This is a genomic window from Rickettsia endosymbiont of Pantilius tunicatus, assembly GCF_964291875.1.
In the GTDB taxonomy this organism is placed as follows: Bacteria; Pseudomonadota; Alphaproteobacteria; order Rickettsiales; family Rickettsiaceae; genus Rickettsia.
In genome coordinates this window covers 72,793-88,587 of record NZ_OZ198175.1, presented here as the reverse complement: position 1 = coordinate 88,587, position 15,795 = coordinate 72,793, and the positions used below count along the sequence as shown (strand labels likewise).

Genomic DNA, 15,795 nt, shown 5'->3' with positions numbered 1-15,795 from the left:
AATAGGGATGACATTAGGCTATACTACTTTTTAAGAACCATCTATTTTTCTCGTGTACTTTAATCCGTCCAATAATCATATCGGCAGTTCCCTCGTCACCCTATGCTTGTGCGATTTTTAAACCTTTATATAAAGTATCTATAATAATATCTTGATCTTTTACAAGACTTTTTAGCATTTCATTTGCAGAAGCATTAGGATTCGGCTCGCTTATAGATGCTAGTTTTATTAAATTTGATAATGCTGGAACTTTAGCATCTAAAGTTCTTATTCGTTCGGCTAGCTTGTCTAGACTTTCGGCTAAATCTTCATATTGTCCTTAAAATAATAAATGTAGGCTTCTAAATTCAGCCCCTTCAACATTCCAATGATAATTTTGTGTTTTGAAATATAAGGCGTAGCTATCTGCTAAGACCTGTTCTAAAGCTTTTATTACTTGCATAATATATACCTCTAATAAATGAATAATTAGTAGATGAAGTTTTATTTGGAAAAGAGGAATCGACTTTGAAGATTATAACCGCAGCGTACATACTAGTATAGTAGCGGATTATAAGCAAAAAGTAACGCCGCCAATTTTTCAAATAAAACGAGTATACTCCTATAAATAAGAAGTTATGAACTTTTTGAGTTTATAGTATTTCATTTAATACTTCAAGTAAGTTGTAATATTTGTGCTGATTTAATATGATTTTCGGTGTGAGAAGATAGAAGTACAATACCACCACTATTTGCTTTCATGACAATTAAGTTATTTAGTAAATCTCTATTTTCTTTACTTAAATTGGTTTCAACTTCATCAAGCAACCATAGATCTGATTGGCAAGCAATAAGTCTTGCTAAAGCTACAACTTTCTGTAATCCACTGGATAAAGTATAGCATTTCTCATCTAATAAATCATATAATTTAAAATTATGAATGGCAGCATCTAGAGTTTCAACTGAATTATAAATCTCTGACCAGAATTTTAGATTTTCAAAAACAGTCATCTCAAGCTTTAGACCTAAATTATGACCAATATAAGTACAATACGGCTTAGCAATATTGTTAATGTTAAGATTTCTGTAGAAAATATTACCGTTACTTGGCTGCATAATGCCCGCTACCATGCGTAATAGCGAAGTTTTACCACAACCATTAGCTCCTTTTATATAAGTAATAGTAGAATTAAGAAAAGTAATGCTTAGATTATCAAACAATTTTTTTTGATATATACTAAATTTTAATTGATGGAATGATAACATTTTAGTATAGCTCTAATAACACTATATCATGATTAGAATTATTTTCCAGAGATTGGCTTTCCTCGCTTATATCAGTTATATTATTAGCAGAAGATGGCAAATTTTCACTTACCATTTTTTCTTCCGCAAATAATTTAGAGAAAATTGTAGATACTATGCTAGATTTAACTTTCATGATATTTTATTAGTGTAATTCAACTTCATCATTATCCCCAGCAAGTTCTGTATTATCCTTTTCTTGGCTGTTACCGATTCCTAATTTTTCACGAGCATTTCTTAAAGCTTCTTTATGGTCAGATGCTTCTGGGTTAACAACATGACTTACATCTATTCCTGTTGCTTCATTAACGTCCTGACCAACTGCTCTACTTGCATCATCTAGCTTCTCATTTACGTCTTTAACTGTTTTTTCCATTCTTTTTAACATATAGACTTCAATTTAAAGTTCTATAATTAGAGTAACACTTGAATCTTTTATAATCAACTAGAAAAATTTAACTAACAAATTCTCTACTGACAAATGAAATACATTTAAAATAGAACTTGGCATTAGACCGAAATAAATAATTAGTAATATTAAAGGAGCAATTGAGATTACTTCATAACTATATAAATCTCTGAAATTAATGATTTCTTTATTAGTAATTTCGCCCAGCATAACTTCTTTATATAGCTTCAACATGTAAACAGCACCAAGAATAATACCAAGAGCTGCTAAGAAAGTTGCTATTATATTTACCTCATAAATTCCAAGCAGGCTTAAAAATTCACCAATAAATCCGCTAGTGCCAGGTAACCCAACAGAGCCAAGCATTGCAATCATAAAAAACGTGGCAAGCACTGGCATTTTACTTGCAACACCACCATATTTAGCTATCTCTTTAGTATGTAATCTTTCGTATAAAGTGCCAACTATTAAAAATAAACAAGAAGAAATTATACCATGGCTGAGCATTTGGAATAATGCCCCACTAATTCCGCTATTAGTAAAGCTAAAAATACCTATAGTGACATAACCCATATGAGCAATAGACGAATAGGCGATCATTTTTTTCATATCTTTTTGGGCTAAGGCGACAAGGGAGGCATATATTATAGCAATAACACTAAGACAAATTACGTAAATTGCAAATTCTTGTGATGCGTTAGGTAGAAGTGGCAGTAATACCCTTAAAAAACCATAGCCACCAAGCTTTAGCAAAATACCAGCAAGAATAACTGATCCGCTGGTAGGGGCTTGTACGTGAGCATCAGGTAACCATGTATGAAACGGAATCATAGGAATTTTGATGGCAAAGGCAATAAAAATAGCCCACCACAAAATTTGTTGCACATGCAAAGGAAAATTATTAGTAAACTCACCGATATTGCTTAAATCAAAACTGTGAATCTTACTATAAATATATATAATTGATAATAAGAAAAATACTGAGCCAAAAAAAGTATATAAGAAGAATTTAACAGCAGCATATATTCTATTCTCACCACCCCATACTCCGATAATAATATACATTGGAACTAATATTACTTCGAAGAATAAATAGAATAATAATAAATTTATTGAGGTAAATGCTCCTATACAAAAAGATTCCATCAATAAAAAACATACCAAATATTCTTTAATATATTTTTTAACAGTAAATAAGCTCCCAATAATACAAATAAGAGTAAGAAAGGAAGTTAAAGCTAGAAAAAATATTGATATACCATCAATACCCACATGGAATTCAAGCCCAATTTTATCAAGCCAACTATATCGTTCAACAAATTGATAAGCTGGGTTAGATGAATCAAATTCTATTAATATATATATAGTTGAGATGAATGTTAAAACACTACTCAGCACCGCAATATACATTGTATGTATTTGCTTATCGGGTTTTTTGCTTTGACTAATGAATAGCAAAATATATAGCACACTTATTAGAGGCAGAAAGATAGTAATTGATATGATTGGTAATTCTAGCATCTACAAACTTACTCCTAGCCATATGAAACAGCTTATTACTGCAACCATGAAAAATACTACATACAAAGTATAATTAAAAACGTATCCAGTCTGGGTTTTGCCGGTCAATCTACTGAAACAATTAACACTTCTAGCAAAACCATTTGGACCAAAACGATCAATTATTTTTTGATCACCAGAATAAAATAAATAAGCTAAGCAGTTGATCGGCTTTATTATTAAGAAATTATATAGCTCATCAAAATAATATTTATTGGTTAATATTTTGATAAAGCAATTATCTTTACCGGATTCCTGCTTTCGCAGGAATGACATAATAGAATTTGACTTATATAAACAAATCCCTGCAATAATACCTATTATCCCCACTATCATTGGTAATAACCTAATATGCAACGGTGGATGAGTAATTAATAGCTTATAAACTTGTAAATTAAGTAGACTATCATGGAAATAACCATTTGGTTTATCCATTGAAAGCAGATAATAACCGATCATCCCACTGAAAAAGCTTCCTGCTACTAATAATATAAGAGGATTATTCATTACTTTAGGAGGTTCATGAGCATGCTCAAAAACATCTTTTGCTAACCTAGTTTTGCCGTGGAATACCAATATAATTATTTTCATTGAGTAAATAGCGGTAAGTATTGCAGCTAATATACCAAATATAAACATAAACGATCCACTACTATAAACCGCTTCTAAAATTAAATCTTTCGAATAAAACCCTGCAAGCGGATAGATCCCTATTAACGCAAGCGAACCAATTAAAAAATTTCCATAAGTTATAGGCATCTTATTTCGCAGCTCGCCCATTTTAAATATGTCCTGCTCATGAACTGCGTGTATAATACTACCAGCTGATAAAAATAGTAAGGCTTTAAAAAAAGCATGTGTTACTAAATGAAATATACCACTATTATATGCTGATACTCCACAAGCCATAAACATATAACCAAGCTGGCTACAAGTTGAATAGGCGATAGTTTTTTTGATATCGTTTTGCATAATAGCAATGCTTGCAGCAAAAAGGCAAGTAATACCACCAATAATTGTAATAAACTGTAGAACTAAGGGACTATATTCAAATAAATATGAACAGCGTGCTACTAAAAATACACCTGCTGTTACCATAGTTGCTGCGTGAATTAGTGCAGATACAGGAGTAGGTCCTTCCATTGCATCAGGAAGCCAAACATGCAAGCCTATTTGTGCAGATTTACCCATACAACCTATAAATAACAATAAGCAGCTAATATCAAGAACAGAAAATTCAAGACCAGCGAGTAATATTTTTGTATTAGCTAATTTTGGAGCAAGTAAAAATACATCTTCATAATTTGCCGAATGACAATAAAAAATAATCGTTATTACACCTAAAATAAAGGCAAAATCTCCAACTCTATTTGCTACAAAAGCTTTAATAGCCGCTTTATTTGCTGATTCTTTTGAATACCAAAAACCAATTAGTAAATATGAGCAGACCCCAACCCCTTCCCAACCAAAAAATAATTGTAAGAAATTATCAGCCGATACTAGCATTAACATAAAGAAAGTAAACAGTGACAGAAACGATAAGAAACGTACTATCCCCTTATCTTCTGCCATATAGCCAAGAGAATAAATATGCACGACGCTAGATACCCATGTGACGGCTATAAACATTATGCTTGTTAACTGATCTATATAAATCGACCAATCTACCTTAAATTGGCTTACTTTAATCCATGTCAATAATTTTATATGGATTATATGCCCGTCTAGACCAGTATGACAAAATATTATCGCTGCAAATAATGCTGATAATGATAAAAATGAGGTTGCAATTATAGAAGCTAGCTTTTCATCCATTTTACTTGCAAATAATCCGTTTATTAAAGCAGAAGCAAGAGGTAATACAATAATCATTGTAGCAATGCTTTGATACATCTTTATCCCCTCATCTGATTAATATCTGTAACTTCAATCGAGCCTTTATTACGGAAATATATCAATAATATCGCAAGACCAATAGAAGTTTCAGCAGCAGCTATAGTTAGAATTATGATGCTGAAAATCTGCCCCGATAATTCTTGCATATATACCGAGAAAGCAACAAAATTTATATTAACTGCAAGCAGCATTAGTTCAATCGACATTAATATATTTATAATATTTTTGCGATGCATAAATAATCCAAGCATCCCAATAGTAAAAACCAAACTGCTTAAAATTAAATAGTGATTAATCCCTATATATTCATTCATATTTGATATTCTCAATTCCTTTATTTATAAAAGGCTTAGTCATTAATATAGCATTTTCTTTATTATGTGAAAGTTGTTTTGTAATATTCTGACGTTTTACTCCATCACGTTTTCTAAGAGTTAAGGTAATACAACCGATCATAGCAACAAATAAAATAAGTCCTGCAATTTGAAAGGGTATCATAAAATCAGTATATAATATTTTTCCTATCGCTTTAGTATTTGATACATCACTTGCTATGACAAACGATAGATCAGAACTAAAATGAATATTTTTAGTACCAAGTAAAATAATCACTACTAAATCAGCAAACATAATCAAAGATACAAAAATACTTAAGATAGGCTTTTCTTTTAGCTGCATTATAGCTTTATTAAAATGCATATCCAGCATCATTATCACAAATAAGAATAATACTGCTACTGCTCCGACATATATAACTATCAGCATCATGGCTAAAAATTCTACACCAAGCAGTATCATAAGTCCGGAGCCATTAATAAAGGCAAAAATTAACCATAACACCGAATATACGGAATTTTTGCTCAAAACAACGCATAGACTGCTAATTACGATTAATGTTGTAAATAAATAAAAAAATATGGTCATAGTTTTTATATTGTCATCCTGCGACTTGATCGCAGGATCTTATATCACAGCTTGTATTATGGAATCCCGTAATCAAGTCACGGGATGACAAAAGTATTAAACCAATAAAGCGTTAGCAGCAAATTTATCAATCATCGGCATAAATAATACTTCTAGCTGTTTACGTATTACCTCTTGATCTTCTATTTTCTGCCCGTCTTTACTTAAGTTTATTTCACCTTTTACTACATGACCCATTACTGCGTCAATAATAGCTTCCTTATCATGCTTACCATCCATATATCTAATAGCAAGTTTTTCAAAGAAATTAACACCTACTGGCTCATGTTTCAAATTTGTAACCCACATATAAGGAGTATGGCTTGCTTGATGTATTACAAGTTTTGTAGTTTTAGGCTTATTAAGCTCAGGTGTTTCTCTATGTTTCTGAGTGGTGATATTAATGTAACCTTGTAACACTAACTTCATTGCATTTTCTAAAAGCTCAGCTTTTATTTCGTTTAATTTAGTACCATGTAGCTTTTTATTAGCTTCCTCAGTTATTTTTTCAAAACTTAAGGGGTTATTAAGATGCTCACTGAAAGTATATAGAATAGCTTTCATGTATGGTGAAGCAGTTGTTAAATTACTATCTTTATTGCCGTTTAGAAAGAATGCTAAGCTTTCAGAAGAATTATTAAGATCAACCTCTTTAAGCGATTTTTCAGGAACAACATTAAAGATCATATTAAATTTCGTTATGTCTTCGTTATTAATATTTCTATTAATTTTTATATCATTATGACATAGTAGAGTAGCTCTAAAACGACGATTTGTAATAAAATCCATATATTGTTCATTTCTAACTATATCATTTACGACTTTTAACTGCTCTACTACTTTTTGGGACATGTTACCTAAATACATAGTAGAAAGGTTACAATCAGCTAAATATTGTAAATTATGTTTTCTAGCTTCATCCATAAATTCATGAAAGTAAAATTGAGCATTTTCTTCTTCTAAATGATCATGACGTAAATAATGATCTGTTTGTTTTGAAAGTAATCCGGCTTCGGTTTTTAATACTTCAGCATAAGGTGTTTTTGAATTCTCTAAGCTATCTTTAACAAAATCTAATAATAATCTAGATTGAGTTATTTTATCACGTACATTTGCAAATGAATTAGAATGATAAAGCATCATATCTCTAACCGTGCGAACCATATTCCAGCCAGGTAAAGTATTATAACTGATATATGCTATACCATTTTTGCTTAGGTTTTTATTACATACGTCAAAAATTTTATCTCTAACATTTTTTGATACCCAAGACATTACACCATGACAAATTATATAATCAAACTTATTCAAAGAATCATCAATATCAAGTATAGAACAATGATGAAATTCTATATTTTTCAGCCCAAGTTCTTTTACAGTCTTATTTGCTTCGTCAATTTGTACTTTAGATAAATCAATACCAACAAAATGAGCCTTTGGATAAAGAAGAGCATGCGGTATTAAATTACCACCAGCAGCACAACCTAACTCTAATATTTTTGCGGTTTCCACATTAGGAGCATCTACACCAAAAAGAGTTGCAAGAGTGCTTAAATGATGAGGATTAGTAAAGGAATATGGGTAGCTTTCATACGGCACTTCGTCATAAGTATTATGATTGATTGCCCCATTAATAACAGGTTGCGTATTATGTTTTTCTTTTGTTGTTTTATCGTGACTATCAGGAAGATTAGAAGAATTACTAGCTTTTGAAGACATATTTTTTCCTTATAAGTTAGATTAATTAGCATCATTGCGAGGGAAAGCTGTAAGTTTTGACGAAGCAATCCAGTAAAAAATGCTAACTTATAGTATTTTTATTATTTTTTCTGGATTGCCACGCTCCAAGCAAATGCTTGCAATGACAATGCTACCATATAAATATTTCACAGAATTTTTAAAATGGCAATCTATAAGTAAATCCTATACCAAATTCTCCAACACCTATAGTTTTTTTAATAGGTTTTGCGGGTAAAAATTGTCCTGTTTTCATATCAAGTGTGTCATAATCAATTCTTACTCGATATACTGTTTGTAATTTTGCGGTTAGATCTACACTAAAATTTGAAGAAAGAGACTTTGAAACTCCGAGTCCTGCTTGCCAAGCAACACAATTCTTATGTGTTTTTCTTACTTTAAAATAATCGCTATTTATAACATCCCATTTTGAAGATATAGGTTTGACTTTTACCTGAGCTATACCACCACCTATTATTACAAAAGGAGTGATACCATTCATCTCTTCTAAATCATAAATAAGATTTAACATATATATGTTCGAAAATACTTTAGTATTCCCAGGAGTTTTAGGTATAGTTAAGCCATTGCTCAAATTTTGCGGTGGTAATACGTAATGTAAGCGATATTTAGGTTGATAAGTTGCCGAGAATTCAACAGATATTTGCGGATAAATCGTATAACCTATTTTTCCGCTATACATACTTGCCCTTTTTAAAATAATTTCGGTATTAGAATGTTTATGACGGAATTTGCTAACAACCGGTTCAACTACACCGCCTTCCCCTCCTATATAAAATCCGGTTTTATCGTTTATATTATCTTCGGCAAAAACAGTATTAGTAATAAAAATGGATAAAGCAACAGTAAATAATTGTAATAATTTGATCATTATATTTATCTTGGAAAAATTTTTAAGGATATTATATCTTTAGCCTACTGGCGGTCAACTATATTTTTTCTAATTACAGAAGCAAATATGCCCAATAGCAATAAAGTAATGGTAACAGTTAAAGAAATGTAAGCTGGAACAGCTATATAATGATGAATAAATATTTTAATCCCGATAAATATTAAAATTAAAGCTAAGGAGTATTTGATATAGCTAAATCGTTCAACAATTTCTGCAAGACAGAAGAATAGAGCTCTAAGCCCTAAAATAGCAAAAATATTTGAGGTGTAGATAATATAGGCATCATTAGTAATAGCAAATATTGCTGGTATACTATCTATAGCAAAGACTAAATCTATTGCTTCTATTAATATTAATGATATGAAAAGAGGAGTAACATATAGTTTTTTGTTACGCGTAACAAAGAATTTATCCCCCTCAAGGTTAGGGGTAACATTTAGATATTTTATTATTGACTTATAAATATAAGAATTCTGTATATCAAAGGTTTTGTGAGATATATAAAAAGTTTTTACGCCCGTAACAATAAGTATCACGGCAAAAATATATAACAACCAAGAGAATTTATTTATAAGCATAATCCCGCCATAAATCATTACAGCTCTAAAAGCTATTACGCCAATTATGCCAAAGAATAAAACACGATGTTGATATTTTTGTGGAATCGTAAAAAATTGGAAGATAATTGATATAACAAAGATATTATCAAGCGACATAGCCTTTTCAATTAGAAAGCAAGTATAATATTCACGGCTACTATCTGCTCCCATATTATAATAAACATAAATGCCAAATAAACAGGATATTGTAAAATAGAAAAGACTGAAAAGTAAGCTTTGTTTAAAGCTCATTACTTCATTTTTTTTATGTATAACCCCTAAATCAAGTACTAATAAAGCAAAAATTATGGTGTAAAAAATAATCCAGCTCATAACTTATCTCAGCATTTTATATTGCATATGATAATATAATCCTCCACCATATATAACTCTTAGCTGGAATTTTATAGTATTTTCTCCTTGTTTTAAATAAGGCTTGATATCAAGTGGTAAATTTTTAGCTTGTAACGCCATACCTTGATCATTACCATTGTTACAATAAGCTTTTTGATCCAAAGAATCTTGAGAAGCTATAGGTGCACTAAGAACTTTTGTATTATTAACATATACAAGTGTACAATCATCATACCATAAATCTAGAATTTTAAAATAATCGATATCAGCCATAATAGCATCTAAAGTTACTTTAAATGTTATGGTAAATAATTTACTATTATCTGGTTCATTTGATGCATCTATAAAAGTTCTAGGATCACGAGGAAATGCGTCTACTCCAAGGCTAGGATCAGGTTGTAATGGTACAACATTTAAAATGAAATCACCGGTTTTTGTAGTAGGATTATAAGGGGTATTTACTAATTCTGTAGGAAAATTGTTTTCAATAATTTCTATAGGTAGTCCTTTCGATTCTCTACAACCAATATTTTGTTTTAAAGGTTCAAATTCAATAGTTTTTTTATCAAAATTTGATAAACAATAACGCTTAAGGCTTGTTCCTTTTGGTTCCAGATCTGGATATGGATCTAAAGATGGATCTATTTCTACCCAATTAGGTGGACATGTACCTACTCTTAACTCTCCTATATCTGTTTCACCCCACAATGCATTACCATCAGCAGGTTGTGGAGAAGTAATTGCCGAACAAACAGGAGCTAAAATAGGCGAACATAGATTTAATTCTCGCCAAGTTTTATCTCTTACATCTGAAACTTTAACATCATATGTTGGGTTACTATTAGAGTCAAATATAACTTTATAATATCGAGTAGCATCTAATATAGAACCTAAATTAGATGCAGGACTTATCCTATTTAAATAGTCTGTAGTTAAGACGCATACAGGAGTATTAGGGTTATCATTATTAACATAACAATTACTATTGTTAGCACAGCTATAAATAGTAATACCTTTTCCTGCACCTGATAAAGTTTCTACTTGAGAACAACCGCTTGTGCTCTCACATAAGCCAAGGTTTGCATAACTAGCAACTTTACTTTTAAATACGCTACAATCTACAGTATTTGGCTGATCTAATTTGGCAGGCACACAATTTATTTGTTGATTATTATTAGGATTACTAGGTGTTGTTGACGGTGGTGGCGGTACAGGACTACAATGCTGGAAATTCTTCGGCATTAAGCAGGTATGCGTTCCACCTTGTACATATTTACCATTTATATATTCCAAATATTTTAAATAAACTGCATTTGGATTTGGATTTCCACTATTGTCATAAGGCGGTATATTATCTTTATATACGCCGTAAATTGTTATTTGATTTAATGCATTAGGACCCGAAAATGGTATAGCAATATATTTATCATCCGGATATTTTGGTGGATCTTTAGGGATAAATGCAACAGAAGAACTATAATTATAACCAGCAAGCGTTACTACACTTTCTGTAGCAGTAGAATTAGGATCAGCAGCATATGATAATGGGGTTACAAGTGTGCTAGTTTGATCTATAATATTACCTTTATCATCTTTTACTTGCATAGAAGCAACAAATTGTGGCGTATAATAAGTATTGCTTGGGCAAACAATTCTCGAATATTCTTTTTCACATTCGTAAGTAGCTAAACTGTATGAATCACTTACTCTAGACACGCATCCTGCTAAACTACTCGATTCAAATACACAGATATCGGCTGGATCTTGTGTATCTGTTTTAGTATTACTGATAGAAACATAAAGGCTTCGGGATTTATTGTTATTATCATTTAAAGTAAAGCTTTGCTGTATTGGCATTAAATTATCTTTATCTTGAACTTGTACTTCAGGAAATTGTACGCTTACATCAACAAACTGACCAATATTAACTCCCCATATTTTTTGACAAGAAGTTGAGTTACCTGCTTCTGCAGTACCACAATCAGGTATATCACTTATAAAATAATCACTAGGAGTTTCAAGGCTACCCATAACCTGCGAATACACTATTCTAAAACCTTGATTACAACCATTAGCAGCAACATCGCAAGGTAATTTTATATTTGTATTAATGCAAGGAACACCATTTGAAGAGCTACTACAAGGTTTAATAAAATCTGTATAAACAGTAGCTGTGTGAGCACCACTTGCCGAAGTAAATGGTCCATTTATTTCTACACAAGTAGTAAGATCAGGCTTGTCACCAGTACAAAGAGGTATAAGATTATTAAAACTGACACGCACTGTATTATTAATAATATTATTTCTGACATTTGACACTACACAAGGCGAGACAGCTGAAGATTGATTAAAAGTTTTTCCATCAGAATTTTTAACACTACACACATTATTAATGACCGCAGGAACACTAAGTTCATTTAAATCTTTACAAAATGGTGGCGGGTAAGGACCTAAAGGTAATTGTACACAGCCAAAAGAATAGTCATCTACAGAACCGTTTAAAGACCCAAAAGCTTCAATAATTGGTATTATTACAGCATTAGGGAAGAAATTAAATAAGTCACCTATGGCATTAAGTATAGTTTGGAGTACTTTTATTATTTCTGAATCTTGGCTTATCATACCAAGAAGTGTACCTAGTAACTTTGGTATATTTCCTCCGCTGAGTGTAGTAACTAAAAATTTTAATACTTGTGCAATTGGACTAAGCTTAGTAGTTTCATGTAGTGGTTGACTATTAGGATTCCAGTCCAGAGCATCAGTATGTGCCCCTGAATCTGACACAAGATTTACAAGGCCTGGATCACTATATGCACAAAGCTTAGGGGAAGAAATAGTAAGTATTTGTCCGTCTACCCCAACTATAGTATCGTCACTTTCGGTAAAACCAACTTTATTAAGATGAAATCCTGCAGTATAGCCAGGATCAGCAGGAGAAGGATTAGAATTTATTCCAGGAGGAGGTGGCATTTCCGGCACTGCAATTCTGGCACAAACTCTAGTTAGCGGTAAACCATAACCAGTTGGCCATAATACGCATTGTCCATCCCAATTTAAATTAGCATTCTGAGACCAGCAAGCAGCAGCATTACAGCTTTGAATTCTAATAGTTATTTTAGGAGTAAAATAACTACTGTCTGGTGACTCTTGAGCACATCTATTTAATACAAAAGGCGTAAATCTACCCGGATAATCAAATTGTAATAAGCAATTATCCGTACCACGACCATCACTTTTATTCCAAGGAGGACAATTTGCACCCGTTTTAAATTTCTTTGTTATTTGATTCGGACCTTTATTCCAAGTTTCTGTTCTTTCACTTTGCCCACAATTACAAGGATCACTAAGACAATCACCTATAGTACCCCAAATACTGGCAAGTGTATTAATTGAGCAAAATAGAAATAAAAAAAATAATAAATATTTTTTCAACACTTTGAGTAATTGTTATAAAATAGTTGTTATATATTGTTACATAGTAGTCATATACCGCAGATATTTTAAGATTTGGAAGTCAAATAAGCGGTGAGCCTGCGGAGCGTAGATAACTACGTGAGCACGGCGAATCCCGAAATTTGGCTTACCAAACTTAAAATATCAAAGGTAGACTAATCTATGTTTAATGCATCGTATAGATAATTAATCCAATTATCTGGTGGTCCTTGGTATTTTTCTAGCACTTCTTTATAGATAGCCATTTCTTCCTTTTTACTTGATAAAATACGCACAACTCCAGTTAATGCTGCTATACTTAATTCTAAAGCTATAGATTCGTTATCTTTATTAATTAAAAACATTCTACTGGTAAGTATTAATTGTGATAACTTACGTATCTCTGAGTCTGTTAAACCTAAAATCTCGTCTAGATCTTCAATTTTCACATCAGACGGTAAAATAATTTTAGTATTAATTAACTCAAGCCATGCTTTTAAAGTATATTTTGGATATGCTTTAAGGTAAATAAAATTAAAATTACCTACAAAAACACCATTACTTTCAGATAAATTATTAAAAATTAAGTTTATATTATCACTATAAATTTCAGGTTTATAGAGTTTATCAAAACTATCTGCAGCAAATATTTTAGGTTTAGTACCTACTAAGCTTAAATGGTAAGTAAGTGCATAAACTACACTAGCACTAACATTTTGGTGTTTTTTTAAGTTATTATTAAATTGTTCTAAATATTTTCTTTCACTTGGATAGAATTGCTTAGCAAAAGGCTCATCTGAAAGCTTATATAAATTAAGACCGACAATATTGCTTTCATTAATATTAAAAACTGATTGGTCAAATAAACCGCTATATAATTGTCCCTCTGTGAAACCTTTTAATTTATCTAATATTGTACTGCCACCCTCTTCTTTAAAATCTTCCCATTTTAAGATGTCAGAAAAAATTCGCTTTTCCTTATCAATTGATAAAATTTTACTCTTAAGTTTCTCTAAAAAAGTTAGCTCTACTTCATTAAGCGGTGAAATATAATGACCACTTAACATTTTTAAAAATTCTAAAATGAAAGCTTGCGATTTTTCTGTGTCATCTAATAAAAATGGATTGATAATTTGTTTATCAATTTCTAACCATGTGCCCTCTAATGCTTCGATAAAAATCTTAGAATCATTGCTGTTAGAGATATAAATTATTGTTGGATCATACTTAGTTGATTCTGACACCAGAAAATTTAATAATACTGTTTTACCAGTTTTTTCTGTACCAAAAATACAAGTATTACCCCTACCAGTTTTATCATGAAAATTCATGAAATAAGGAGTACCTCTTTCTGTTCTAAGTAGTGTTAATGCTCGTCCCCAAGAAGTATATTGGCTACCTAAAGGTGAATTGTGCAAAGCAGCAAGAGATGCTACATGATCTGATAATAAAGGTGACATTCTTCGTATAAAAGCAAAATTAGCAGGTAATTGTGCCCAGAATGTTTGCTCTATATTAAGGTCTTCCTTTACATGAACAATACCAAGTTTAAAAAGCTCTCTTGCAGCTTTTGCAACAGAAGCAGTAAGTTTATCTTCATCTTCTTCTATAACAGCAATTGAAATTTGTTGATTACAAAACTCAAAACGAGATTTATTATCATTAAATCTTTTTATACCCTTATGCTCAATTAAGTTATCATCATTAGTAATTTTTAAAATGTAATCCTGCCCCTTTAAAGCGGAAGCGACTGTTTTTTTATCAACAAAATAAAATATCTCGGTTATTATTAATTCAAGTGGTAGCTGTAAAAATTTATCAAGAGCTTCAGACGGAGATTCTTGATATTCTTTGATAGATAGTAAGGAAATAAATTTTTTATTTTGTTCCTGATTCGTAACTACCATTTTATCGCCACTAATCGTGTAAGTACTTCTACCTATTGCACTTGATAAATCTATTATAGGTACTAAACAATCGCTATCGTTAATATTAGCTATTCGGTTATATAAAAATAAAGGTGCAGAAAATGTGTTTTCGTTTTCAAATGTTATACCAAGCTTTTCTGCATCAAACTCACTTAAGTCATTCAAAATATTATTAGCAAGACTTTCTAGCTTCTGCAAGGCAGACTCTAAATATTTATTTTCAAAGTCTACGATTAATTTAGTTGATAAAGAATTTATCAAAGAACCAAAATTTTTAATTTTAATCTTAGCAGAATCATGTACTACGGAAATATATAAAGTATTAACAAATTTATCATTCCAGTGATTTTTTCTCTGCCATAATGCATGAATATTAGCAGGTAATAATTTTTTATAAGGAGTAGGATCGTCTAAATTTTGTCTTTCTCTTACTGTATGCATCCAAAAAGCAAAATCATAACTATTTGTATGCTTTTTTACAGAAGCTCTAATTATTTCACGTAAATTTTGTATGTTATCACTAATTTTTTCTGAACTAATACCATAAATTTTAATAATTTGTAGTAACTTACCATCTTTAGTAAGCAAAGTATGCTCATTATAGTGACATGCTATAGGTATAAAATTTGGAGCATTATAATTATATATATCCTTATCAAACTTTCGTAGACCACTAAACACAAATAACCTTAATTTAAATTAATTTGTTGTTATCCCTTG

12 protein-coding genes and 1 pseudogene are annotated in these 15,795 nt (G+C 31.1%); all 13 read right to left on the bottom strand.

Annotated elements, in window-relative coordinates; translation table 11 throughout:
- Window positions 1-13: 13 nt before the first annotated feature.
- Window positions 14-442: pseudogene (locus ACICQC_RS00520) on the bottom strand (Dps family protein).
- A gap of 212 nt (window positions 443-654) precedes the next feature.
- Window positions 655-1,245 carry a heme ABC exporter ATP-binding protein CcmA gene (gene ccmA / locus ACICQC_RS00515; protein ID WP_395477013.1) on the bottom strand — a complete coding sequence of 197 codons (591 nt, stop codon included), beginning with the start codon at window positions 1,243-1,245 and terminating at the stop codon, window positions 655-657.
- Window position 1,246: 1 nt separating this feature from the next.
- Complete coding sequence (locus tag ACICQC_RS00510; RefSeq protein WP_395477012.1) at window positions 1,247-1,420, bottom strand: hypothetical protein; 174 nt, start codon at window positions 1,418-1,420, stop codon at window positions 1,247-1,249.
- Between the two features lie 9 nt (window positions 1,421-1,429).
- The gene (locus ACICQC_RS00505; protein ID WP_395477011.1) at window positions 1,430-1,672 is read right to left on the bottom strand and encodes a hypothetical protein; all 243 of its coding nucleotides are present in this window, start codon (window positions 1,670-1,672) and stop codon (window positions 1,430-1,432) included.
- Between the two features lie 57 nt (window positions 1,673-1,729).
- Window positions 1,730-3,214 carry an NADH-quinone oxidoreductase subunit M gene (locus ACICQC_RS00500; protein WP_395477010.1) on the bottom strand — a complete coding sequence of 495 codons (1,485 nt, stop codon included), beginning with the start codon at window positions 3,212-3,214 and terminating at the stop codon, window positions 1,730-1,732.
- The gene (gene nuoL / locus ACICQC_RS00495) at window positions 3,215-5,146 is read right to left on the bottom strand and encodes an NADH-quinone oxidoreductase subunit L (protein WP_395477009.1); all 1,932 of its coding nucleotides are present in this window, start codon (window positions 5,144-5,146) and stop codon (window positions 3,215-3,217) included. It lies immediately after the preceding gene.
- A gap of 2 nt (window positions 5,147-5,148) precedes the next feature.
- A complete protein-coding gene (nuoK, locus tag ACICQC_RS00490) occupies window positions 5,149-5,463 on the bottom strand; it encodes an NADH-quinone oxidoreductase subunit NuoK (RefSeq protein ID WP_395477008.1) in 315 nt (104 codons plus the stop codon).
- On the bottom strand, window positions 5,456-6,073 hold the full coding sequence (locus ACICQC_RS00485; RefSeq protein ID WP_395477007.1) for an NADH-quinone oxidoreductase subunit J: 618 nt from the start codon (window positions 6,071-6,073) through the stop codon (window positions 5,456-5,458). The genes nuoK and ACICQC_RS00485 overlap by 8 nt, the downstream gene beginning before the upstream one ends.
- A 96-nt stretch (window positions 6,074-6,169) precedes the next feature.
- A complete protein-coding gene (locus ACICQC_RS00480; RefSeq protein WP_395477006.1) occupies window positions 6,170-7,831 on the bottom strand; it encodes a methyltransferase regulatory domain-containing protein in 1,662 nt (553 codons plus the stop codon).
- A 178-nt stretch (window positions 7,832-8,009) separates the two neighbouring features.
- Window positions 8,010-8,741, bottom strand: coding sequence for an outer membrane protein (locus ACICQC_RS00475; RefSeq protein ID WP_395477005.1), 732 nt, complete (start codon window positions 8,739-8,741; stop codon window positions 8,010-8,012).
- A gap of 44 nt (window positions 8,742-8,785) precedes the next feature.
- On the bottom strand, window positions 8,786-9,694 hold the full coding sequence (locus ACICQC_RS00470) for a TerC/Alx family metal homeostasis membrane protein (RefSeq protein ID WP_395477004.1): 909 nt from the start codon (window positions 9,692-9,694) through the stop codon (window positions 8,786-8,788).
- 3 nt (window positions 9,695-9,697) lie between these two features.
- Entirely contained in the window at window positions 9,698-13,150 is a 3,453-nt protein-coding gene (locus ACICQC_RS00465) for a hypothetical protein (protein ID WP_395477003.1), read from the bottom strand.
- 173 nt (window positions 13,151-13,323) lie between these two features.
- The gene (locus ACICQC_RS00460; RefSeq protein WP_395477002.1) at window positions 13,324-15,756 is read right to left on the bottom strand and encodes a VirB4 family type IV secretion/conjugal transfer ATPase; all 2,433 of its coding nucleotides are present in this window, start codon (window positions 15,754-15,756) and stop codon (window positions 13,324-13,326) included.
- Between the last annotated feature and the right edge of the window lie 39 nt (window positions 15,757-15,795).

Coding starts and splice junctions, on each gene's coding strand:
- ccmA (WP_395477013.1), bottom strand. CDS start 1,245: ATGTTATCATTCCATCAATTAAAATTTAGTATATATCAAAAAAAATTG.
- ACICQC_RS00510 (WP_395477012.1), bottom strand. CDS start 1,420: ATGAAAGTTAAATCTAGCATAGTATCTACAATTTTCTCTAAATTATTT.
- ACICQC_RS00505 (WP_395477011.1), bottom strand. CDS start 1,672: ATGTTAAAAAGAATGGAAAAAACAGTTAAAGACGTAAATGAGAAGCTA.
- ACICQC_RS00500 (WP_395477010.1), bottom strand. CDS start 3,214: ATGCTAGAATTACCAATCATATCAATTACTATCTTTCTGCCTCTAATA.
- nuoL (WP_395477009.1), bottom strand. CDS start 5,146: ATGTATCAAAGCATTGCTACAATGATTATTGTATTACCTCTTGCTTCT.
- nuoK (WP_395477008.1), bottom strand. CDS start 5,463: ATGAATGAATATATAGGGATTAATCACTATTTAATTTTAAGCAGTTTG.
- ACICQC_RS00485 (WP_395477007.1), bottom strand. CDS start 6,073: ATGACCATATTTTTTTATTTATTTACAACATTAATCGTAATTAGCAGT.
- ACICQC_RS00480 (WP_395477006.1), bottom strand. CDS start 7,831: ATGTCTTCAAAAGCTAGTAATTCTTCTAATCTTCCTGATAGTCACGAT.
- ACICQC_RS00475 (WP_395477005.1), bottom strand. CDS start 8,741: ATGATCAAATTATTACAATTATTTACTGTTGCTTTATCCATTTTTATT.
- ACICQC_RS00470 (WP_395477004.1), bottom strand. CDS start 9,694: ATGAGCTGGATTATTTTTTACACCATAATTTTTGCTTTATTAGTACTT.